Source organism: Stieleria sp. JC731 (assembly GCF_020966635.1).
GTDB lineage: Bacteria > Planctomycetota > Planctomycetia > Pirellulales > Pirellulaceae > Stieleria.
Genome location: NZ_JAJKFQ010000002.1, coordinates 536683 through 559543, shown reverse-complemented (window position 1 = coordinate 559543; position 22861 = coordinate 536683). Strand labels below are relative to the sequence as shown.

Here is a 22861-nt window from a genome sequence, read left to right as displayed (position 1 = left end):
GCTCGTGACGTTTCGTCCGAAGCGGTTTTCTGCTTTTGATACCGGGTTCGATCAAGGTCACTGAAATCGAACACCAGCGCTCGTAGACCCAGCGCTCGTAGCCCCAGTGCGGCAGAGGAATTCCAGTGCGGCAGAGGAAATCGGGTACAGTAGTGAAAAATGTGTCGGGGTTTTTTCACAACTGTTGATCTATTTGAGTTGCCTTTGGCGAGTCGACGAAAATGGACACCCGGAGAGTCATCAATGATCAAGATGCAGTCGAGCCATCTGTTCGCACTCTGTTTGAGCATCGTCGTGTTTGTTCCAAAAATCGCATTCGCTGACTTGGATGTGATTATCCAAGGCGGCAAAGTCGTCGATGGGAGCGGGGCGCCTTGGTATCGTGCTGATATCGGGATTCAAGATGGGATCATCGTGCGGATCGGTGATCTTTCTACTGAAAAGGCAAAGCAGACCATCGACGCTTCCGGTTTGATCGTGGCTCCGGGATTCATCGACATGATGGGGCAAACCGCGACTCCGATGCTGGAAGATCCGACCACGGCGATCAATCTTTTGACGCAGGGGATCACAACAATCAACGCTGGCGAAGGCTCTTCGGCGGCTCCGCAAAGCAAGGCAGATGAACGTCATACCGGCTTTACCACCATGGCCGAGTATTTCACGCTCGTCGAGTCAAAGGGCTTGCCAGTTAATTTGGTCCAGACGATCGGGCATACGCAAGTCAGGCGTTTGGTGATTGGGGACACAGATCGTCGTCCCACCGATGAAGAGCTAGAGCAAATGAAGGCGTTGGTTGCCGAAGCAATGCGAGCGGGGGCGATCGGGGTTTCGACAGCGCTAATCTATCCGCCAGCGGTCTATGCCCCGACAAAGGAGATTGCCGAGCTAGCCAGTGAGGCAGGAAAATTCGGCGGACGTTACTACACCCACATGCGCAATGAAGGAGATCGCTTGTTGGAGGCGATCGAAGAGGCTTTGGATATCGGACGCACCGGCAACGCGCCGGTTCATATTTTTCACCTCAAAGCTGCCGGTCAGCACAACTGGGGGAAAATGCAGTTAGCGATCGCAAAGATCAAAGCCGCTCGACAAGAAGGCTTTCAGGTCACTGCAGATATCTATCCCTACATCAACAATGGCCTCGGGATCGCGGCCTTGATCCATCCAAAACATTTCGAAAACGGTCGGGCTCAGCTGATCTCGCAACTGGACGACCCAGAGCTTCGAAAACAGATCCGTGACGAGATGGAATCAACCGACGGATGGGAGAATTGGTTCCGGCACGCAGGAAAAGACTGGGACCGCATTGTGATCGGCAGCAGCAACCATCCCGACTATCGATCGCATGACGGAAAGTCAGTCGCTGCGATAGCGAAGGCTGTCGGCGAGGATCCTTGGGAGACATTTTTTAAGTTGGTGCGATCCGGGGCTTTCGCATTGCCGCAAACGATGTCCGATGCCAATAAGATCTTGGCAATGCAGCAGGAGTTTGTTTCGTTTTGCACTGATGTAGGACCCGCCGGCGGAAGCCGAAGTGCGACACATCCACGAGCCTACGGTGCGTTTCCCAGGATGCTTTCGCGGTATGTTCGTGATCTGGGAGCGATCAGTTTAGAAAGGGCGGTAGCGCAGGCGAGTGCCGTCGCGGCAAACGATGTGATGGCATTTGATCGTGGACGGATCGCGATCGGACTTGCTGCCGATGTGATCGTTTTTGATTACGACCGATTGACCGATCATGCGAATTTCGAAAACCCACATGCGGTCAGCGAGGGGATGGAACATGTGATCGTCAACGGCGAACTGGTGTTGCATCATGGCAAACAGACGAAGGCAAAACCGGGACGCGTCCTACGTGGGCCAGGATACTCAGTCGCCTCGGCTCCGTATGAGCAACAGAGTTCACCAGCTGACGAACGCTTCGAAGTCTACGATCGCTCCGTCAAAGACTTTATGAAACGGCATCACGTTCCTGGTGTTTCCATCGCTGTGACGAACAACGGCAATATCGCGTTTGCGGGGGCGTATGGCTATGCAGATATCGCTACACAGGAACCGGTGACGCAGCAGAGCTTGTTTCGTATCGCAAGTTTGTCGAAGCCAATTACCGCTGTCGCCATTTTGCAGCTTGTTGAGCAAGGGAAACTGAAGCTTGACGATCACGTTTTGCAGTTCCTCGATGCAGAAAACGACATCGCGGCGGCGGGTGACAAATTTGACGAGCGATATCGAGAAATCACCATCGAGCATCTGCTGGAGCATCGCGGCGGTTGGGACCGAGGTGAATCATTTGACGCAATGTTTCGTTCGGTTGACTTCGCCGAGAAATTAGATGTGCCGCCTCCTGCAGGGTCTTGGACTGTCATCAAGGCAATGTATTCACAGACCTTGGATTTTGATCCGGGCGAACGTTATGCCTATTCAAATTTTGGCTACTGCTTGCTCGGTCGTGTTATCGAGAAAATCAGCGGTCAAACCTATGAAGACTATGTCATTGAGCATGTCTTAAAGCCGATCGGTGTCACCGAAATGCGAATCGGAAAATCCCGTTTGGATCAGCGATCAAAGAATGAAGTCCGCTACTATCATGCGGGCGATGCCAAATCGGTCTTCGCCCAGGATCTGAATGAAACGGTGCCATGGCCGTATGGCGGTTGGTATCTAGAGGCGATGGATTCTCATGGTGCGTGGATCGCATCGGCAACGGATCTGGCAAAATTCGCAGCCGCTTTTGACGATCCGGATCATTGCAAAATCCTCTCACGCGAAAGCATCGAACGGATGTACGCCCGCCCGGAGGGGTTGGCTGGCCACAACGAAGACGGCAGCGAGAAAGACCGCTACTATTCACTGGGATGGTCCAATGTTGTGATACCCAAGGGCGTTAACCATTGGCACACCGGATCATTGGCCGGAACGGCGACGATCATGATTCGGCGTCACGACGGCAAAAACTTCGTCGCGTTGTTCAACGCTCGGACAAGCCCGAACGCGAGTCACTTGGGCAGTGAGATTGACCGGTTGCTGCATGAAATGGCCAATCAAGTTCCAGAGTGGCCTCAGTAGCGCTTGCTGCTACTGAAGCAACGCAATCGTCCGCTTTTCGGCCGCTGCCATAGCTGCCGTGTCGACAATTTGCTGTCCAATGCGGCTGATGTTGATTGAAAGCGGGCCTTCAATCGCATGGTCGTTTTGGATGACGTTCACCATGTAATTGATTGGATTCTTGAACCTCGTCGGTAGCGTTTCCGGAGTAATCCATTTGCCCTCCGGGCAGTCGCGCGTCTGGACTCGCATTTGGTCATCATAGTCGTAGCTGGAGATCGTTCCTTCAGTTCCGACAATCACGAATCCACATTTCGGTTGTGGCTGGTGAGTCCATGGATCGGTAAACGTTCCCCATCGGGTTTCGAACTTCGAAAGTCCAGTCTCATATCGAGCGATGACGATGCTATGCTCATCAACTTCTAGACCGCTTGGCTCATCAACCATCGCGGTCACTTCGATCGGCGTTTTGCAGTCCATGTACCAGGTGCCCAGCGTTGTGCCGTAGCCGAGGTAATCAAGCATTGATCCTCCGCCATGGCTGCGTTTATAGAACCAGCTGTTTGGCTTTTCTCGCTGGACCTCATCGGTGGTGCGTTCGATCTTATCGGCGACGTGCCATAGTGGCCCCCGGTTGCCGCCATAGTAATGGACTTCGATACATTCCCCGATCATGCCGTCGTCGATCAGGCGTTTCGCCATTCGGTGAGAGGCGACCCAGGTTAACGGCCAGTTGATGGCCAGCCGCACTGACGCAGACTCACACGCGGCGATCATTTGATCTGCTTCGGCCAGTGAACCGGCAAAGGGCTTTTCCACAAGAATGTCGCAGCCATACGGTGCAATTTTTTCAACCCATTCGCCATGCTTTGATGCGGCCGGGCAAAGTATCGCCAAGTCAACGTCTGTGGCGGCAAACAGGTCCTTCGGATCGGTGAAGACTTGTTTGGGTGAGAGTCCGAAGGCATTGATTGCGTCCTGCATTCTCTCGGGCGAATGGTCGCATATCCCCACGATTTCAGCCTCGGGGTGTTCATGCACCATTCGCAATAGGTCGCCCATATGGAAATGGTCAAAGTTGATCCCAGCGATCTTCATGATATGCCTGCGTGTCGTTCCAACAGAGGATCTGATCGCATTGGGTCAACTGGCTGACAGGTTGGTCTGCGATCGATGTTCAGAGACGAGCAGTTTAGCAGTTTCAGAAAGTTTCGATGTGTGGGGATCAAGCTTGCGCAGCGAAAGCAGTTTTGCGACACACTGCTTTCGCTAGAAGAATAGGTCGTTTGGGCCCAGTGACCCATATTTTGAGCGAGCCCGTTACGCCGGATTCACCGTCTGAACACACAGCTAAGCCTGTGCGCCAGCGGTGACGATCGCACGAAGAAGGTCCATTGACGAGATGATTCCGATCAGCTCTTCATCGCCATTGACCACTGGTAGGTGGTGGATGCCATTGTTGAGCATCCGTTCGGCGGCTTCGGTAACTGATGACCATTCATCAATAAGGACCGGATTGTCGCTCATGAATTCGCTAACTTGATCGCTTCCGAAGCGTTCGCGCATGATGTCAACGACCCAGAGGCGGTCCATGACTCCATCACTGGCTTCGCCAAGCAGGTGATCCGATTCGCTAGCGATCGGCATCAGGTCGGGTAGAGCTAAAACGCCGATGCACTTGCCATTACCTGCGACAACCGGGAGGCAGGAAAGACGGTCTGCCATCATGATGTCCAACGCAGAGTGGACCGTTGCATCGAAGTCGATGGCGACAACACTTCGTGCCATCAAGTCTTTGACTTTTAACTTGGTGTTCATTTTCAAGCTCCTTTGATGTGAGAACACTTCAGATAAGGTGCCAACCAAGCTGCCATCAGTCATAGCGTTTAAAGAACAATCAACGCTAGGCGAATCGCTCGCGATTATCGTTTGATCGCAGTTGTTCGCATCGGGCTTAGTCTACATCAAAGGTACACGCTCGCGATCAGATGCGACTGACTGTCACGTCATTTAAGATCGCAGATTAGAGCACTGCCAAGTTGTGTGCCGTGACGGCACGTCCTGTGTGACAGAATGGTTTTGTGTTCGTGTCAGATGGTCGCAAAACTGCCCGCGGCGTAGTTCACCTCAGGCAACTAGGGAGCAGGTCGTCAATTGCAAAATCCTGCGTTCATGCCGTCAAGCATTTGAGTCAGTTGAAAAAGTCAACGGCCGCTTTGAAATCCTATCCGCCGAATCGAAAGGCCTGCACGAAGCGGCTCTAATCAATGTTCGATTAGTGTTTCTCAATTCCCAGCCACTAATCTTCACTAATTGAACACTAATGAAGACAAGGGAAAGTCCTTTCGGGTTAGGGTTCGGAGAGCGGTTCGAGCCGCTCTTGGGACCGAGCGATGTTGACGCTGGGTTCCCTAAACCCGCGTTTTGACGAATACGGTCTAGACTTTTGATTGTGCTTCCAGGCCTTCGTGGATAGCGAGAGCTAGGTCCAGCGGTAAGCAAGGCTTTGTCATGAACCGGAAGACGCCACCATTGTTGACGGCTTCTTGTGCGACCCACATGTCAGTGGCTCCGGTCAACATGATTCGCACTGTGTCAGGGAAGTGACTGGAGACCCAAGCGATCAGCTCCGTTCCCAATCGGCCACCCATGTTTTGGTCAACCACAACGACATCAAAGGGTTGACGTTGGAACATTTGGATGGCGGTTTCTGTCGAGTTCGCTGTGAACAATTCATAGGGTTGTTCGCGCAAGCTTCGACGAAGGCCGCTTAGAAGGTAGCTGTCGTCATCAACTAAAAGTACAGAAGCCATTGTTCTAGACCCCTTCAAAAATTAGGTGCGAGACTTCGACGGTTGATTCGGTCGTGTCCGAATCAACGGGTTCATCAGATTGGACTTCGATCGGTTCACGGACGCCGGTTGCTGATTGGGAAAGGATCGTCAGTTTTTGAATCATTGCCTGGTGGACTTCCATTCCAGCAGCCAGCAGCAACCGTCCGCTATTGTCTTGGATTCCGGCATGAAGAATCATGCCGTCTTTAAGTTGGTTGATACCGACCGCTTGGCGTCCGCGGGTTTCGCAGATCACTTTGCCCAGTGCCTGAATGACGTACTGGTCATATTCCTTCAGTCCCTTCATTTTCTCCAGTACATCGCGTGACGAGTCGGTTCGTACGAACCGCTGGTAGTCAGCGATCGCATGAAGGATTCGCGATGCCAAGGGTGTCGGATCAGCAGCCGGCCCATGTTGTTGGCGAATGATTTCGGCAACCGTCTCAAGCCGTGGCACAGCGGAGACCAAGTCGCAACCCAATTGTGGTGTGTTAGCGATAAGAGACTGGAAGTTCTGTGGGATCGTTCCACCCTTCAAGTACGCCACAATCGCCTCACGAGGCAGCGCGACAAAGCCGACATGCATCAGCATGGCTGCAATTTCCACTTGCCAAACAGGCCCGACACCCAACCTTGGTGCGATCATCTTCGCCCAGTGTCTCGCTTGATGCGTCAGTCCGAACAAGTCAGGCATGGTCATCGACAAGACCTGAGTCAACATCCTGACGCTGCCGGCAAGCGTCTTGTTCAGAAGCTCAGCTTCAGCCGTAATGAGGCGATAGTGTTCCAGTCCCGCATCAAGGGTCTTGGCCAATTGGTCTGGCGGACACGGCTTGTTGAGGAACCGAAAAATTCGACCTTCATTCACCGCGATCGCAGCTGTGTTCTGGTCGGCATTGCCGGTCAGCATAACCCGGACCGTATTGGGGTACAGGTCTTTGATCTTGCTCAGCAATTCCGCACCCGTCATTTCCGGCATCTGCATGTCGGAAACAACGATTGCGAACGGCCCGTCATTTTTCAGCGTCTTGAGGGCCTCGATCCCGCCAACTGCGAGCTCGACGTCGTAGTCTTTGCGAAGCTGCCGTTTGAAACCCTGCAAGATGTTAGGCTCGTCATCGACAAGTAGGATTCTTTCGGTCACTGCAACACTTCTCCTGCGGACATGTTGGCGAACTTTTCCAGTTTCTCTGTCAATCCGAGCGATTGGATGTAGTCGTGATCAATCGCTGTTTCATTCTCGTCGTACGGATGGTTCAGGCAGTCAGCCAAGTGCACCGCGGTCAATGGCGAGAATGAAGTGTTTTGAGCATCCGAGGGGCGGTGATGAAACGCGACGGCTTCGACGATCGGATGGGGAAGTCCCCAGAGGCCAAGGAGGTGGGCACCTACTTCGGCATGTGACGCATTGAACGCTTGCTGTTCGACAATATGGATAGGAATTCCTGATTTGGCAGCGGTGTCGATCACTTCGCTGTAGTCGTCTTTCAGGTTGTGCGCCAGTACAAGTTTTCCAACGTCATGGACCATGCCCGCGATGAACGCATCGTCGACCAAATGCGGGTCGGAACTTTCCGATTCGGCGATCCGTTTGGAGAGCATTGCCACCGAAACCGAATGGTCAATCATTTCTTGTAAGGCGAAGCCTCTGACCCGCAAGTCTTCGTATTGTGAAAATGCTTTTGCGGTTAGCACCAAGGGACGGATGACGTTCAATCCCAATAGCGATACAGCGTGCTCCGGGCAGGAGACTCGTTGTGGTAGACCGAAAAACGATGAGTTGACGAGCTGTAAAACCTTCGCCGTCATCGCCACATCCGAGCCGATCTTTTTTCCAATCCGTTCCACCGATGTGTCGTCTGACTCTAGGTCTTTGACCAACTCGAAATAAATCTTTGGAAGGCTCGGTAGTGTTGTCAGTTGAGAGATCAATCCCTTGAGCTTCTCATCACGTAGTTGGCTATGAAGGCCACAAGCGCGTTCGATCGTGTTGACCAAAACTTGCGGATCGCAGGGTTTCGACATGAACTGATGTGCCGGGCCAACCGCTCGAAGGATCTTTTCGTGTTCCGATTGGCCGCTGAGTACTAACCGGACGGTGTTGGGATACAGTTCCGAAACCCGTCGCAGCAATTCCGCCCCATCGATGCCCGGCATACGCATGTCGGTAACGATCACGTCACACGGGTTTTCCGTTAACCACTTCAGCGCCGTTTCACCACCGTTGACGAAATACATATCCCAGGCGGAACGCTGGTGGCGAAGCATCCGTCGTAAGCCGGATAGGACGTTGGGTTCGTCATCGACGAACAAGACTTGCATTTTGCTCACGAGTAAAGTTCCTCAATGGTATTCGTTGGGTTGGACTGGGTTGGCATTCACATGGGCCGGTTGACTGAGTGCTGGAATACGACAGCTATTCCGTCTGAGCTAGCTGGCGTGAGCGGTCTGTCGATTCTGTTGAGGACTGGTCCAACGGTAAGCGGATAATAAACGCCGTTCCCTTTCCGATTTGGCTATCAACATCAATGGTTCCGCCGTGACGGTCCACGATCACCGAGTGGGCGATGGCGAGGCCTTGCCCGGTTCCTTTGCCCACCGGCTTGGTTGTAAAGAACGGTGCGAAAATGCGTTCGAGGTTTTCACGCGCGATACCACTTCCACTGTCTTTGATCGAAATTTCTGCGCACGGTGGGCTGTGCTTCGTGCTGACGACGATCTTGCCTTTCTGGTCAGAAGATTCACCGACCTTGTCCGCGACCGCATGTGCGGCGTTGATGATTAAATTCAATAGGACTTGGTTCAGTTCGCCAGGAAGGCAAGGGACCGCCGGCAGGTTCGGGTCAAAGATCGTTTCGATATCCGCGACGTATTTCCATTCATTGCGAGCCACCATGATTGTGTTTTCGATTGCCTGGGTCAGGTCAACCTGGGTCATCTCGCTGACACCGGGATGGGCAAACTCTTTCATTGCCCGAACGATGTTGGCGACTCGGTCGACGCCTTCAAGGGTTTGGCCAATCGCTGATGGGATTTCGTCAAGTAGGTATTCGACGTCCGCTTCGTCCATCGCCGCTTTGAGTTGGTCAATCGTCGATTGCATCTCACCGGCGTCTTCGATCCCGATCAGTGACTGGCAGGCTTTTAGGATTTCGACGAGATCCTCAAACGCCGATTCCACGAATCGAGTGTTGTCACCGACGTATTGAATCGGCGTATTGATCTCGTGTGCGATTCCCGAAGCCAGCTCGCCGATCGCTTCAAGCTTTTGTGCTTGCGAAAGTCGCTGCTGCGTCAATTCCAACTGATCCGCTCGCGCCATCTTGGCGAACAGTTCGCTGTCAGTGCAATTGATTGACAGGTAATCATCCAAGCCGGCCGCGTAAGCGGTGCCAGCGGAATCGACATTGCGACCAAAGATGCCTACAAGCGTCCCGCATTTCGATTTGGATTGCTTAATCCATTCTTCGGGTTTGCTAGTGTTCAGTGGCCAAGCAAGGAAGCCCATGGTAAAGCGAGCGGTGATCGAAAGTGATGGCAGGTTTGCCATCGCGATCACTTTCGCGTTCGCCTTCTCCAGTCTTTGCCTCCATTTGCGACGTCTGGAGTCGTTCGGATCAACTAAGAGTACTTTCATGCTCCCGCCTAAAGTGGTCTTCACAGATTGCAGTGGGTAGGGTGACCAATACGGTTGTGCCTCCACCGTTTCGAGACTGCGCTGAAACGGTTCCGGCATGTTTATTGACGATCACGTCGTAGACGAAGGCCAGTCCTTGGCCGATTCCTTTTCCCACTTCTTTGGTCGTGAAAAATGGATCGAAGATACGGGCTCTGACATCCGATGGTATTCCGCAGCCGTTGTCGTGGAATCGAATTTCGATGTCGTCATCCGTATGCCTAGTTTCCACCTCGAGCAGTCCTTCACCGGTTTTCTGATGGATTGCCATCGCTTCGGCAGCATTGGTCAAGATGTTCAAGATGGCTTGGTTGAATTGGCCACCGATCCCGATCATCGTGGGAAGGGTCTCATCGAGGTTGGTCCGGATCTCGGCCACATCGCGGAATTGGTTCGCACTGATCGCCAGTGCCGTTCGAATGGATTTGTTGACGTCAATCGCGGCGCGTGTCGCCGTCGATGGTGTCGAAAAGTCCTTCATCGCGCGGACAATGGTCGCGACGCGATCGATGCCTTCGAGCGATTGCGATATGGCGAGTGGAAACTCCTTGCGAAGAAATTCGAGGTCTGACAGCTCGATCTGTTTCTTGATCTGATGCAGGATTTCACTGGATGATTCGCTCTTTTCCATCGCCACCTGCAAGCCGTTGTACAGATCTAATAGCGAGCCGATGTCATCGAAAGCACCTTGTAGGAATTCGATGTTGTTGCCAATGAATTGAATCGGTGTGTTGATTTCATGAGCAACGCCTGCTGCTAGCTGGCCGACCGATTCCATATTGCGGACTTGGCTTAGTCTCGCTTCAATTTGTTTCTTCTTGGTTAGGTCACGAACCACCGCAATAAACATTGGGGATTCGACGACCATGGCGCGACTTAGGGCCACCTCGCACAGGAACTGCACGCCTCGGCGCAGGCCGCTCAGCTCCAGCGATTCCAGCTGGTAGACGATCTCGGATTCGGGGTCCATCAACGCGCCGTCGACGTCTTCGCCAAACAAGCGTCGCATCTGTTCTTCAGTCAGCTCGAACAAATCACGGACGTCTTGACCGATCGCATTTTCCACACCGAAGATTCGATGTGCCGATCGGTTAAACGTTTTTATCGCTCCGCTGTCGCCATAGGTAATGATTCCTTCGGCCGCGGTTTCGACAATCGCTCTTGTATGGTCAGCCAACGCACGAAGCTGTTGGTTGGTTTCATAGAGCTCAAGCGATTTCGCTTCCAATAGTGATTCGGCAGACTTTCGAGCGGCAATTTCCCGCTCTAGTTTTCTTTTTAGCAAATCTAATTCAGACACGTCTGAGTTGCTCTCGGGGCGGTAACTGTGGATTGCGTCAAGACAAATCTTGCTTCCGTACCATTCCTCTCTCCCAAATCCGTTCGCTCTGTTGTGATGCCGCCACCGAAGTGATCGATGCATGCTGCGATCAAGCCCTCTGCGAGATCTGCGAACGGACGATTTGAAAAATATGTCAGCTCCAAAACGTGTTCCGATTGAGTGCATTGGAAGTGCGGTAACTCCGCATCCGGATACAGCTTTCGAACTTCAACATGGATAAAACTCTCGATCTGCGGAAGGAATTCAAATGTGGAATTCGCTGATTCAAAGAACTGCGGATAGAGTTCAGTAAATCGTCCGAACAAATAGCGGCCGAACCGATGGACCAAATCTGGAACAGGTACGTCCGTGGTTTTTGAAAGTGAAACGACAAGGCTGATCAGTTCTAAATGGTCATAAGTTCCGACGGCGGTGTAAGCACCGGCATTGCTTGTTTCGGCTTGGCTGATCATCTTGTCGGCGATCTCCAATCCGAGTTCGGCTTCGACCATTTCGATCAGTTCGGTAAACACAATTCCCTTCATTGCTGCCCCCCTACCAAAGACGCTGACGACGATCGAATGAGTCTAAGAAGACGCGGTTTCATTAGTGCGACGCCATCGGCCGCGACGAAACCCTTCGATGACGTGCGAGATACGTTGTGAATCTCCGCTCAGCTTGATGAAGCCCGAATCGTCGGAGCGATCAGTAAAGAAGTCGACGAAGCCAGGCAACTGTTCAATCGAGGCTTTGTCGCGAAGGAACCCCATGCTCCATTCACCGAAGTTGCGTTCGCCAACACTCTCTTCGGATAAAACCAAAGTGTTGTTGTGACGCGGATCCGAAGCAATCTTCTCATAGAGCGCTCGAACGTTTTTCGGTTCTCCTTCGAGGACTTGGAAAAACGTTTTATCAACAAACAGCAACACACCGGTAATGTCCAATACGTGATTGGTGTGCCGTGCCTGTTGCAGTAGCTTCTCCAGGTCGTTGTCAGTGAATTTGACCGCCGCCGCACTTACATAGATGAGCTGACATAGCTCTGGTTCAGGACCACCCGCCATTGAAGGATCTCCCCAGGAATGAATGGGCAAAGCTGACCTTGCCCGCCCAAACGTTAACTTGGGGTAGATCTGGATCCCATGCTGTCCAATTCGGTCTCAATCCCAACCCGATTAGCGACAGTGGACTCCGAAAATGGGGCTCTTATCGTGAGCGTCGGATAAAGAGATCACATGGTATGGAACAAATCGCTTGGTCCGTTTTCCCAGCATGGCCGGATAGAAATCAAGCCTTGCTTGACTAATAAAGAAGTGTCAGATCATCACGGCGGTGAGATCGACGAAAGCGTCTCGTTTGAGGCTTTTAGTAAACAACCCGTGGGGGCGATCCCGCCATTTTGAATGCTGAGGACAGCAAATAGAGATTCGCTGTCGTTGCGATGGTAAGGCAAGGTTACACGAAGCTAGCACTGCGGTGAGCTAACGGCTTGGCGTTTCAAAGTTTCGATCTGCAGTGTAGAAGTCCGTCGCACTATTTGGTAGGTGCGGTGGCGATTCCCACGATGAGCGAGCAAACTTCTTTGTTTCTATATTTCGCTTGCGGTTTGGCTATGCGGCATTTTTTCGCTGCTTGGTTTTGCCGGTCAACCATTGTCGGATCGCTTGATGTTCCTGTTGCCAGTCATCGGCGATGCGACGTTCAACGTAAGTTTGCAGCATCAGGTCGGTGGTGTCCGTTAGCAGACGGATCGCATCGATGCGGTCGTCATCGTCAAATTCCTCATCATCTTCGAGATGAATCTTGGCCCCACTGATCCCGAACGATTCGGCTTGCAGCGCGAGATCGAATTGTCGACCTTCACGGATGACCGTCATGCCAGCCTTACGTGGTAACTTTCCAGATTGAATTGCCTTCATCGCTTCGGGAAGCTTGATTGGGCATTCTGCAGAAATGGTCTCTTTGCCTGACTCGCCGTAAGGACATTCAAGGCTTAGCGTCTTGGCAAGCATCACGGTGACTTCGGTTTCGTCGACAAGCGCGAATGTATCCGTGTCGGTTTCCAATTTCCACCACAGCCAGACAAGGAATTCATTCCCAAGGAAGTCGGGTTGTTGCGAATGTTCGTTGGACCAATTGTGGTCTCCGGCAATCAGATCACTGACAAAGCTGATCGGTTGTAAATCATCAACGTCGCCATAGACCTTGTTGGCGATCGCCCATTGATTGGCGATCGCACCTGCGCCGAGGTGACGTAGTTCAATTCCGAAGACCCGTTCCAGCAAGTCAATGCACAATCTTGCGGCGTTGCCGACCGAGCCGCCGAAATAAAGAAGCTGTTGATCGAGATCCCATAACAACGAGAACGTTTGCATCTTTCGATACTTTCCAGTTGCGGCTTCTTGGTCACAGCGAGCTTCGACGGCCTCTTTGGCCTCTTTGCGTTGTGCCTTGGTCACCACACCGGTTTCGCTGTCTTTGGCCAGTCCGGCCAGTTCCATTTGCAACCAAGCGGCCTTGATCGACGAAGGGATCTGATTTGTGTCGATACGAACGCTGCAGTGGACAGCGTTGTTGATGAGATTTTTTCCCAAATCGAAATGGGTATCAAACAAGTGGTCGCCACCGAGAAATCCGACCGACACGTTATCGGCGGAAGCTGTCTCAAATCGCCCGGCCGCGTTGTTGCTCAGCAATTCGATTTGCTCTTCACCGAAGGTGTTGTCTTCGAAACCGGAGACGCTAAATCGTTGAAAACCAAGACTTCCACGCAAGAAAGGCATCGGTGTTCCTGCAAAGGCGAGAGGGAGCATGAATCAAGAGCTTTGATCGTATCGACGTCGGCGATCAGAAATTTGATTGGCGGTCCATCCCCTGTCACCTAATACCTACCCGGTACGATCGTTAGAGTCGGCAACGATACACGGGGCCTCTGTTAATGAAAATCCCGCCTATCGGATGGACCAAGTCTAGGTCTGCGTGCGATCATCTTTTCGGTCATTGTCTATTCGGCAATCGACATGGGGGTCTGGTCACGCTGCTGGTACAGCGACCGGAGCCGATCAAGATTGATCGCCGCAGGGCTGAGCAAAAGCTCCGGGCGATCCATGTTCTCAGGTGTTAGATTCTTGAGCCAATGTTGTCGAATGGTTTCGATCGCATCACTACGCGTTTCATCGGTGCTTTGCATCACGACGTCCAGTTTCATGTTCGTGAAACCCGGCAGGGATCGTAGTGATCGACGCGCGATGTAGCGAATCGCTTGGTAGTCGTCGTTTAGCAATTCGGCCAACAGCGGAGCCTGCCAACGATTCCCCGATGCTTGTAGTGCTTGGTCCCAACCCATCGTCCAAGCCGCCAATGCTCGATTCGCCGCATTTCCATTGAGCAGCCACAGCAGCGATGCGGCCACGTCTTTTTCGCGTGGTTCAAGCATCGGAGCGGCGATGTCGTACCAGCGATGCAAGTGCTCAGCAGACCATTGCAATGTTTTGTCCAAGTGACATTGATTACATGCATTGGGACGGTTTGCATCTCGATCGCGGCCAACGTCGGGGCTGCTAATCGTGTGACTGCGGATGCCTTTAAGCAAACCATAGGTGGTGTGTGGCATGTGGCAGTTGTAGCACTGCGAACCGCTCGAGCCCGGCAAGTGATGCGTGTGGGCACTGCCATAGTCACTTTGTTGATGACAGTTCAAGCACGCGGTGTTGTCGAGTGCATCGGGATGAAGTTGATCGTTTGCCCAATCACCAAGCGTCCTCGTGTCAGATTTCGCCTGATGAAGTTGGTGGCAGGAAAAACAGGTCATCTCACCACGTTGGTAACACGCGGAATCGGTGACAGCGTTGTACTCGCGTCCTGAAACGCGAACCATCCCGTCTTCGTAGTAAGACTCGTCAAGCAACTGATCGAGCGTTGCGTAGTTCATTGCCTTTTGCTGTTCCGCGTACTCGGGCGAATCACGTCGCACAACGAGATGCGAATCCGTCAGAACTTTCCCGGGACGATACCCATTGCCACTCTGGTTGCCATGGGTGCTTCTTGGGGTCAGGAAGATCGAGTGGCACTGGCCGCAGACTTCGACAGATCGCTCCTTAGGCAACGAAACCGGATTGACGATCGTATCGGTTTGTCGATCAAACTGCCGCGGATTTTTGTGGTATCGAATGTGGTCCGATCCGGGGCCGTGGCAAGCTTCACATGAGATACCAAACTCGCCAACGTGGGTGTCCCAACCTTGTTGCGGCAATTGACGACCTTTGCGGTGCGTCGAATGGCATTTGCTGCATGTTTCGTTCCAGCGTCCTGTTTCATGAGACCCGATCGGTCGTGGACGCAAAAACGCCGCGTCACGAGGAATCCATTCGCCGGTTTCCTTGTCATGTGCCAGCGGAAACAACGCCAGCATGCGACCTACACCGGTGGCGTACCAGTACAGTTGCATGTGGTGCGATCCGGTACAAAGGACGATGGATGATTTCAACCGTGCATCAGCAACCGGGCTGCCAAGGTCGGGCATGTCAACTGTGTAAAGTTCACCGTGCCGGTCCAAGCGAAAGTCTTGCCCCTGATAGGTCACTAACACGTCATCGAAGTCACCTTCGACAGTTTTATCCGTGGGCAGCTGAGTCATCGTGCGATGATAGGACGCAAACCAGCTGGCATGATTATCTTGATGGCACTCCTTGCATGCGTCGGATCCGACATATCCGTGCGAGGGGACCTCAATAGGGCGAAACGATTCCAGTTCGGCTAGCTTTGTAGGCCGGGTTTGCGCGGTCAGTGGTTTATCCGTATTCGCTTCCGTCCATGCGGGCTCTTCCTTGGGAAGTACAAACCAGACTGCCCCCACTACAATCAATGGGATCGCGATACTGCTCCAGATTGAACGTGTGATTCGGAATGCAAATGCACCGACCAGAATGCTAATCAGGGCGGAAACAATCAGAACGCTCGAATTCATTGATGAATTGGCATTGGTTGTGAAACAGTCGGTCTACGCATGCGGCAAAGCAGTTTAACCTAGCAATCGCCACGAATGAATCGTCTGCATTTTCGATTGGCGTAAAGCAGTCGGGTTCATTCCCGTCCACGGCCGAAACGAAATCATTGGCTGTCGAAAGATTCTGGATTTTCGAGCCTTTCTACGAGCTGCTACACTGAACTACTTGCTCCGTTTTCTACCTTGTCTTTGTGCTTTTTAAATGAGTCGCCGTTCCGTCGCATTATTGATCGAAACATCCAACGGGTACTGTCGTGGACTGTTGGATGGAATCTGTGGTTTCGCGCGGACTCGTGGCAACTGGTCCATTCAGTTGAATGAACAAGAACGCGGTGCACTGCCACCCGCATGGCTGAAAGAGTGGCAGGGAGATGGAATCATTGCACGGATCGAGACTGATCAGATCGGTTTGCAATTGCAACAGCTGCAACTGCCCATTGTCGACCTAAGTGCGGCGAGGCATTTGCCGGGAATACCCTGGGCCGATACCGACGACCGCGCGATCAGCCGACTGGTAGTCGAGCATTTTCTTGATCGTGGCTTTGTGAACCTGGCGTATTGCGGCGATCCTGGATTCGCCTGGTCAAATTCACGTCGTGATCATTTTCGTCGGTTCACCGAAGAGGCCGACTGCAACTATTTCGAATACCAAGTCACTCATCGCTACGACGCGAAATACAAATGGGACAAAGTTCGGAAATCGTTGGCGGACTGGCTTCAAATACTGCCAAAGCCGATCGCGATCATGGGCTGCAATGACTACCAAGGTCAGCTGTTGCTTGACGTTTGCCGAACGAGCTCCATTGGTGTTCCGGAGGAAATTGCGGTTCTTGGCTGTGACAATGATTCACTGATTTGCAATCTCTGCGACCCACAGTTGACCAGTGTGATTCCAGATACCTATGCGACAGGATTCGAAGCGGCTGAGTTGCTGGAAAAGATGATGGATGGCGAGCCTGTTGATCGCAACGCACGATTGATCACTCAGCCCAAAGGGATCCAGATTCGTCAATCAACCGACACAATCGCGATCGAAGACCAAGACGTCGCAAAGGCATTAATTTTCATTCGTCGTCACGCACTGGAAAACATTCGTGTGGCAGACATCATGCGGCAATGTTCCATTTCACGACGAGCACTCGAGCATCGGTTCACAAAGGTTGTCGGGCATACACCGCATGAAGAATTGAACCGAATTCGCCTACAGCGAATCAAACAATTGCTAGCGGAAACGGATGATCGCATTACGGATATCGCAAGTCGAACTGGGTACGAGCATCCCGAGTATCTTACGGTCGCATTCAAACGCAGTATGGGGATGACACCAACGGAATATCGCAATCAGATCCAAGGGGCGAGCGCGAATTCTTAATATCTTTCCGGATGAATTCTTTGTGTTCGTATGATTATCAGCGTCCCCATATTGGCAAAAAACTTGCCTTGTTAGACGTTGTGTCTTATTCTGGTCGTCGGATCGTGTTTGTGCTATCCGACCACCGCAGCGTCGAACCCGGAAAGAAAAGCTGATGACGAAAGTCCCGTCGTTGACCTCGCCAAGAGCGAGAGTGTCTTCAATCGTTTTGTACACCGTATCAGTTGCGTGTGGAATTATTGTCGGTGGAGTTCAAGCGAATGCTCAGCCCATCGAAAATGATTCTGGTGGCCGAATGGGTGTGATGCGGACCGCGATGGAGCGAATGCACGCGACATCGAATCAAGCCGGCAAAGTTTCCGAAGTCGAATTCAACACGCAACCGATTCTCCGTTTCGGTGATGCGACTCGCCAAACGGTCGATGGTACGGTTTGGAGTCTTGGCAAAGGCCGGCCCCAAGCGATCGTTGCAATGGAATTGACGACGAATGCACAGGGTGAAGTCAAACTTCACTACGAGTTTCTCTGTTTGACAGATCAGAAGCTTCGTGTGCAGGCGGGGCCGGGATGGATTTGGACGCCAAGACAATCGGAGATGCAGATCCAAGACCTTGTGGTGGAAACGCCGGTTCACCGTTCTGCGATTCTGCGTCGACGGCAGATGAAGCAATTGGCCAGTCGTTTTTCCGCTTCTGAATTCATGGAAGGGGAGGACTACGTTTTACGGATGCTGCCTAACCCCGTGGTTTCGTACAAAATTGAAGACAAGCCAGACAGCGAAGGGGCTGTGTTCGCGTTTTCGAATGGAACTAACCCTGAGGTTCTGTTGTTCATCGAATCGTACGAAGGACGCTGGCGTTTCGGGCTGGCTCGGTTGTGTGGTGCTTCACCAACCGCCCGAATGGATGGCAAGGTGGTGTGGACAAAGCCATCGATGCACGAAGTCACAAAAGAATGGTCTTTGCCATACACCGGGGATATCCAAGACATCGATTCGCTCAAGTAGTCGATCCGGCGACTTGCTGAACGCGTGATGCGAGCGGTCCCGTTGGTGCTCCAAAAAGCTAGTGCTTCTACAAGCCTTGTGTTCCTATAAGCTCTGTTTGCGGATCTTCCGAGCACCTTAGCCGGAATCCGGCTTTGGCGGATTGGGCGGTATGTTTAAATGACGCGTAGCGTATTGCTTCCCGTGCTGCCAAACACCGCCGATTCACCAGAGCATTTGCATGTCACTCGATTCCAGTTCTGCCGCCGCAACGACCGAGCAGGAAGCCTACGTTGGCGTTTTCGATTTATTCAAGATTGGAATCGGACCGTCCAGCTCCCATTCGGTCGGCCCGATGCGGGCGGCGGAAATGTTTATGCGTGAGTTGTCCACCGCGGGGCAGCTTGAATCGGTGCGTCGAATTCGTGTCGAGCTATTTGGTTCCCTGGCGTTAACCGGTATCGGACACGCGACCGACACCGCAGTCTTGATGGGGTTGCTTGGCGAAAAGCCAGATCTGATCGACACGGAAACCGTTCCGAACAAGTTGGCTGCGATCCGAGAAAATCAAAGGATCGACTTGGATGGAAAAGTGACCATCCCGTTCCATGAAGAAAATGACTTGATCCTCAACCGCCGAGTGACCTTGGATGCCCATCCCAATGCGATGACAATTCAAGCGTTCGGTGATGGCGATCAAGAGCACGCATTCTATGAAAGCACCTACTATTCGATCGGAGGCGGTTTTGTCGTTCGCGAAGGTTCCGTCGGTGAATCAAGCGAAGCCGAATGTGTTCAGGTTCCCTATCCCTATTCTTCTGGACGCGAATTGCTGGAACTGACTGACCAGCACCAATGTTCGCTCAGTGACTTAGCACGTGCCAACGAGCGAATGTTCCGGACCGATGAAGAGATTTCGGCCGGGCTGCAAAAGATTTGGCAAACGATGCAGGACTGTGTGAAGCGTGGTTGCCATACCGACGGCATTTTGCCCGGTGGTTTAAACATACGGCGTCGGGCACCGGCGCTTTATCGTTCGCTTCGCAATCGTTCCGAGGAAACCGACCGTGATCCGATGGGAATCCTGGATTGGGTCGATCTTTATGCGATCGCGGTCAACGAGGAAAATGCGGCGGGAGGTCGGGTCGTGACCGCGCCAACCAACGGTGCCGCCGGAATCGTTCCGGCCGTGTTGCTGTATCTGGATCGATTCGGCCGGAACGTGAACGCCGAAGTCATCGAGCGGTTTTTGCTGACCGCTGCCGTGATCGGCTCGCTGTATAAACGAAACGCTTCGATCTCCGGTGCCGAGGTTGGCTGTCAGGGCGAAGTCGGCGTCGCTTGTTCGATGGCTGCCGGTGCACTCGCGGAAGCCTTGGGCGGAACTCCACACCAAGTGGAGGAGGCGGCCGAAATTGGAATGGAGCACAATCTGGGGCTGACTTGTGATCCCATTAAGGGACTGGTACAAGTTCCCTGTATCGAACGCAACGCGATGGGAGCAGTGAAAGCAATCAACGCCAGCCGTTTAGCGCTCCGCAGCGATGGCAAGCACTTCGTCTCACTCGATCGCGTCATCCGAGTGATGAAACGCACCGGCGCGGACATGTCCTCGCGATACAAAGAGACTTCAGGTGGAGGTTTGGCTGTCAATATCAGCGAATGCTAGCAGTCACATCCTCAGTGAAAGGGCTGAGTGAGTTGCCCTGTGAATTGGCCCTGTGAATTGGCCCTGTGAATTGGCCCTGTGAATTGGCCCTGTGAATTGGCCCTGTGAATTGGCCCTGTGAATTGGCCCTGTGAATTGGCCCTGTGAATTGGCCCTGTGAATTGGCTCTGTGAATTGGCTCTGTGGAGTAGCAGCAACGCGTTCGTTTTCGAATAAACACTTGACCGGGCAATAAAAGGCTCTATCGTTAATCGTAGATTGACGATAAGCTGTCTGTCGGAAAGGTTGTTCTGGTGTCTGTCGCTAGGGTGGTTTGACGTGGGAAAGAAGAAATCGGCTAAGCGGTGTGACCCATCGCCTGCGAAGTTAAAGCCGAATCCCAGTGCGGACGAATTGGCCAAGTTGGCTTGGGCCATCGCGCATCCGGCGCGGGTTCAGATCGTTCAATTGTTGCTTGACCGTGATGCGTGTGTTTGCGGTGAGATCGTCGGAAACTTGCCACTCGCCCAATCAACCGTTTCTCAGCATTTAAAAATCCTGAAGGAATCCGGTCTGGTTCAGGGGGAGGTCGATGGGCCTAAAGTCTGTTACTGCATCAACGAAAAGCAATTTGCAAGATTGAAAGAACTGGTCGCTGCACTGTAGTAGGCCTTTTTTTAACAATGTTTATCGGTAATCGCCGATGGGCGATTTTAAAGGAGAAGACAATGAGTCACGTACAGGTATTTGATCGCGCGATGTGTTGTAGCACCGGGGTTTGTGGGCCTCAGGTGGATCCCGTTTTGCCTCGATTCGCTGCCGATCTTGAATGGCTGCAGCGCGAAGGGCACCAAGTTGATCGATTCAATTTGGCACAAGATGCTCCACAGTACATGGCGAACTCCTCCGTTCAGGCATTAATGCAAAGCGAGGGAGTGGATTGCTTGCCATTGGTGCTTGTGGATGGTCAGGTCGTCAGCCGAGGCGACTACCCCACACGTGACAACTTGGCGTTGTGGACCGGAACAAAGCTCTCAGCCAAGCCTTCGCTGCCGACAGCGGACGGTGGGTGTTGTGGCGGAACAGGCTGCTGCTGATTTTTACCTGCGGAGCAGTTGCCGAGCTAAGTTGTGGACACCATTCGGGAGACTTCGATGCGTTTAATCGACCAGCCAACACGGTATCTCTTTTTTACAGGCAAAGGTGGCGTCGGAAAGACATCGTTGTCATGTGCGACGGCAGTGGCACTGGCAGAATCCGGAAAACGAGTGTTATTGGTTTCGACTGATCCGGCATCGAACTTGGACGAGGTCTTGGGGACGAAACTGACCGGTGTGCCGACGCCTGTGCAGGGTGTCGAAGGTTTGTCGGCTTTGAATATCGATCCTCAGCGAGCGGCTGCCGACTATCGGGAGCGAATGGTGGGGCCGTACCGAGGCGTGTTGCCCGATGCAGCAATCGAAAGCATGGAGGAGCAGTTCGCCGGTTCTTGTACCCTGGAAATTGCTGCTTTTGACGAGTTTGCAAAACTGCTCGGCGACGAACAGAAAACTCGCGACTTTGATCATCTTGTTTTCGATACGGCGCCGACCGGCCATACATTGCGACTACTGACGCTACCGTCGGCATGGTCAGGATTCATGGAATCGAACACTTCGGGTACCTCATGCATCGGGCCTTTGGCTGGTTTGCAGGAACAACAACGCATCTATCAAGCCACCAAGGAACGCCTGGCATCGGCTGAGGATACATCGCTGGTCTTGGTGACTCGGCCGGAAAAGTCCGCATTGCAGGAAGCGGCCCGTACAAGTAGCGAGCTAAAGGATTTAGGGATCGAGAATCAGCATTTAATTATTAACGGGGTCTTTGAAGCATCGGATCAATCCGATTCCGTTGCCGTTGCAATGCAGCACCGCTGCGAGCAAGCGATGGATTCGATGCCGGCTGAATTGAGTTCACTGATGCAGACGTCAGTGCGTCTGGCCAGCAGCGGAGTGCTCGGAATTCCCTCGCTGCGTTTAATGGGACAAGAGTTGTCTTCGTCGCAACAAAACAGATTAACCATCGTAGACCCTTCGCCGCTTGGAGACGCGGAAATTCACTCGTTCGATGGCCTGTTGTCGCTGCAGTCACTTGTCGATCAATTCGCTGCGCAGCGTCGCGGCGTGATCATGACGATGGGTAAAGGGGGCGTTGGTAAGACAAGTGTCGCTGCTGCGGTCGCGATCGCGTTGGCGGAGCACGGCTTGCAGGTTCATCTATCAACGACTGATCCGGCAGCGCACGTGAGGTCGGCCCTCGCCGAGCAGAGTCTTGAAGGCTTGACGGTCAGTCGAATCGATCCCCAGCAAGTGACCGAGCAGTACCGCAACGAAGTCTTGCAACTCGCCGCGAAAGATCTTGATGAACACGGGAAGGCTTTGTTGGACGAAGACCTCCGATCACCTTGTACTCAAGAGATCGCAGTCTTTCGAGCGTTTGCAGAGTCTGTCGCAAAAGGTTCAGAGCAAATTGTTGTCTTGGACACCGCACCGACCGGGCATACCGTGCTGCTGCTCGATGCCGCGATGGCGTATCATCGCGAAGTTTCTCGTCAAGCCAATCATATTCCACCGAGTGTCTCGGAGCTTTTGCCCAGATTACGTGACCCATTGTTCACGCGGATTTTGGTGGTGACCCTGCCTGAATCGACGCCGGTCCATGAAGCAGCTGCTCTGCAGAGTGATTTGCGACGTGCCAGCATCGAACCCTATGCATGGGTGATCAACCAATCGCTTCAGCCATTACCAGTGCACGACCCTGTCTTAGTGGGTCGGAAAGCAAACGAGGTCAGCTACATCAACGAAGTCCTGGTCAACCATTCCAGCCGGACTGTTTTATTACCCTGGCAATCGGTTCCGCCAACCGGATTGGCTGGACTGCATCAGCTATTGAATACCGCAATGCCCGTTAGGCAACCAACAGCGTGAACA

Annotated in this window: 18 protein-coding genes; 7 read left to right on the top strand and 11 right to left on the bottom strand. The window is 52.8% G+C overall.

All coding sequences use genetic code 11. The annotated features are described in order from the left end of the window. Positions 1 to 252 precede the first annotated feature (252 nt). The gene (locus tag LOC67_RS07750) at positions 253 to 3069 is read left to right on the top strand and encodes a serine hydrolase (protein WP_230261960.1); all 2817 of its coding nucleotides are present in this window, start codon (positions 253 to 255) and stop codon (positions 3067 to 3069) included. A 9-nt stretch (positions 3070 to 3078) separates the two neighbouring features. On the opposite strand, the gene LOC67_RS07745 is transcribed toward LOC67_RS07750, so the two are convergent. The 11 genes from LOC67_RS07745 to LOC67_RS07695 all read right to left on the bottom strand — a co-directional run bounded on the left by LOC67_RS07745 (position 3079) and on the right by LOC67_RS07695 (position 15845). After that, on the bottom strand, positions 3079 to 4146 hold the full coding sequence (locus LOC67_RS07745) for a Gfo/Idh/MocA family protein (protein WP_230261959.1): 1068 nt from the start codon (positions 4144 to 4146) through the stop codon (positions 3079 to 3081). Positions 4147 to 4398: 252 nt separating this feature from the next. Continuing rightward, entirely contained in the window at positions 4399 to 4866 is a 468-nt protein-coding gene (locus tag LOC67_RS07740) for an HPP family protein (RefSeq protein ID WP_230261958.1), read from the bottom strand. A 620-nt stretch (positions 4867 to 5486) separates the two neighbouring features. Then, positions 5487 to 5861, bottom strand: coding sequence for a response regulator (locus tag LOC67_RS07735; protein WP_230261957.1), 375 nt, complete (start codon positions 5859 to 5861; stop codon positions 5487 to 5489). 4 nt (positions 5862 to 5865) lie between these two features. Continuing rightward, the gene (locus LOC67_RS07730) at positions 5866 to 7026 is read right to left on the bottom strand and encodes a response regulator (RefSeq protein ID WP_230261956.1); all 1161 of its coding nucleotides are present in this window, start codon (positions 7024 to 7026) and stop codon (positions 5866 to 5868) included. Then, a complete protein-coding gene (locus LOC67_RS07725; protein WP_230262612.1) occupies positions 7023 to 8204 on the bottom strand; it encodes a response regulator in 1182 nt (393 codons plus the stop codon). The genes LOC67_RS07730 and LOC67_RS07725 overlap by 4 nt, the downstream gene beginning before the upstream one ends. A 94-nt stretch (positions 8205 to 8298) precedes the next feature. Further along, positions 8299 to 9519, bottom strand: coding sequence for a sensor histidine kinase (locus LOC67_RS07720; protein WP_230261955.1), 1221 nt, complete (start codon positions 9517 to 9519; stop codon positions 8299 to 8301). Then, positions 9500 to 10858 carry a sensor histidine kinase gene (locus LOC67_RS07715; RefSeq protein WP_230261954.1) on the bottom strand — a complete coding sequence of 453 codons (1359 nt, stop codon included), beginning with the start codon at positions 10856 to 10858 and terminating at the stop codon, positions 9500 to 9502. Before LOC67_RS07715 ends, LOC67_RS07720 begins: the two co-directional genes overlap by 20 nt. Then, positions 10846 to 11424: a heme NO-binding domain-containing protein gene (locus LOC67_RS07710; protein WP_230261953.1), complete on the bottom strand. Its 579-nt coding sequence runs from the start codon at positions 11422 to 11424 to the stop codon at positions 10846 to 10848. The genes LOC67_RS07715 and LOC67_RS07710 overlap by 13 nt, the downstream gene beginning before the upstream one ends. A gap of 42 nt (positions 11425 to 11466) precedes the next feature. Next, positions 11467 to 11973, bottom strand: a complete 507-nt coding sequence (locus tag LOC67_RS07705) for a BLUF domain-containing protein (protein WP_230261952.1) — start codon at positions 11971 to 11973, stop codon at positions 11467 to 11469. 516 nt (positions 11974 to 12489) lie between these two features. Further along, entirely contained in the window at positions 12490 to 13692 is a 1203-nt protein-coding gene (locus LOC67_RS07700) for a hypothetical protein (RefSeq protein WP_230261951.1), read from the bottom strand. Between the two features lie 191 nt (positions 13693 to 13883). Beyond that, on the bottom strand, positions 13884 to 15845 hold the full coding sequence (locus LOC67_RS07695) for a multiheme c-type cytochrome (RefSeq protein ID WP_230261950.1): 1962 nt from the start codon (positions 15843 to 15845) through the stop codon (positions 13884 to 13886). A 241-nt stretch (positions 15846 to 16086) separates the two neighbouring features. Here LOC67_RS07695 and LOC67_RS07690 point away from each other — a divergent pair, with 241 nt between their 5' ends. From LOC67_RS07690 to arsA, 6 genes are all read left to right on the top strand, one after another. Next, positions 16087 to 17256 carry a XylR family transcriptional regulator gene (locus LOC67_RS07690; RefSeq protein ID WP_230261949.1) on the top strand — a complete coding sequence of 390 codons (1170 nt, stop codon included), beginning with the start codon at positions 16087 to 16089 and terminating at the stop codon, positions 17254 to 17256. Between the two features lie 154 nt (positions 17257 to 17410). After that, on the top strand, positions 17411 to 18262 hold the full coding sequence (locus LOC67_RS07685; RefSeq protein WP_230261948.1) for a hypothetical protein: 852 nt from the start codon (positions 17411 to 17413) through the stop codon (positions 18260 to 18262). A 220-nt stretch (positions 18263 to 18482) separates the two neighbouring features. After that, positions 18483 to 19910, top strand: a complete 1428-nt coding sequence (locus LOC67_RS07680; protein WP_230261947.1) for an L-serine ammonia-lyase — start codon at positions 18483 to 18485, stop codon at positions 19908 to 19910. 318 nt (positions 19911 to 20228) lie between these two features. Then, positions 20229 to 20555, top strand: a complete 327-nt coding sequence (locus LOC67_RS07675) for an ArsR/SmtB family transcription factor (RefSeq protein WP_230261946.1) — start codon at positions 20229 to 20231, stop codon at positions 20553 to 20555. Between the two features lie 62 nt (positions 20556 to 20617). Beyond that, the gene (gene arsD, locus LOC67_RS07670; RefSeq protein WP_230261945.1) at positions 20618 to 20986 is read left to right on the top strand and encodes an arsenite efflux transporter metallochaperone ArsD; all 369 of its coding nucleotides are present in this window, start codon (positions 20618 to 20620) and stop codon (positions 20984 to 20986) included. Positions 20987 to 21043: 57 nt separating this feature from the next. Continuing rightward, positions 21044 to 22858, top strand: coding sequence for an arsenical pump-driving ATPase (gene arsA, locus LOC67_RS07665; RefSeq protein ID WP_230261944.1), 1815 nt, complete (start codon positions 21044 to 21046; stop codon positions 22856 to 22858). Positions 22859 to 22861 lie beyond the last annotated feature (3 nt).

Bases quoted from the DNA above. Each gene is read 5' to 3' on its own strand.
- LOC67_RS07720 (WP_230261955.1), bottom strand. From the start codon at position 9,519: ATGAAAGTACTCTTAGTTGATCCGAACGACTCCAGACGTCGCAAATGG.
- LOC67_RS07745 (WP_230261959.1), bottom strand. From the start codon at position 4,146: ATGAAGATCGCTGGGATCAACTTTGACCATTTCCATATGGGCGACCTA.
- LOC67_RS07695 (WP_230261950.1), bottom strand. From the start codon at position 15,845: ATGAATTCGAGCGTTCTGATTGTTTCCGCCCTGATTAGCATTCTGGTC.
- LOC67_RS07700 (WP_230261951.1), bottom strand. From the start codon at position 13,692: ATGCTCCCTCTCGCCTTTGCAGGAACACCGATGCCTTTCTTGCGTGGA.
- LOC67_RS07685 (WP_230261948.1), top strand. From the start codon at position 17,411: ATGACGAAAGTCCCGTCGTTGACCTCGCCAAGAGCGAGAGTGTCTTCA.
- LOC67_RS07750 (WP_230261960.1), top strand. From the start codon at position 253: ATGCAGTCGAGCCATCTGTTCGCACTCTGTTTGAGCATCGTCGTGTTT.
- LOC67_RS07735 (WP_230261957.1), bottom strand. From the start codon at position 5,861: ATGGCTTCTGTACTTTTAGTTGATGACGACAGCTACCTTCTAAGCGGC.
- LOC67_RS07690 (WP_230261949.1), top strand. From the start codon at position 16,087: ATGAGTCGCCGTTCCGTCGCATTATTGATCGAAACATCCAACGGGTAC.
- LOC67_RS07740 (WP_230261958.1), bottom strand. From the start codon at position 4,866: ATGAACACCAAGTTAAAAGTCAAAGACTTGATGGCACGAAGTGTTGTC.
- LOC67_RS07725 (WP_230262612.1), bottom strand. From the start codon at position 8,204: ATGCAAGTCTTGTTCGTCGATGACGAACCCAACGTCCTATCCGGCTTA.
- arsD (WP_230261945.1), top strand. From the start codon at position 20,618: ATGAGTCACGTACAGGTATTTGATCGCGCGATGTGTTGTAGCACCGGG.
- LOC67_RS07680 (WP_230261947.1), top strand. From the start codon at position 18,483: ATGTCACTCGATTCCAGTTCTGCCGCCGCAACGACCGAGCAGGAAGCC.
- arsA (WP_230261944.1), top strand. From the start codon at position 21,044: ATGCGTTTAATCGACCAGCCAACACGGTATCTCTTTTTTACAGGCAAA.
- LOC67_RS07710 (WP_230261953.1), bottom strand. From the start codon at position 11,424: ATGAAGGGAATTGTGTTTACCGAACTGATCGAAATGGTCGAAGCCGAA.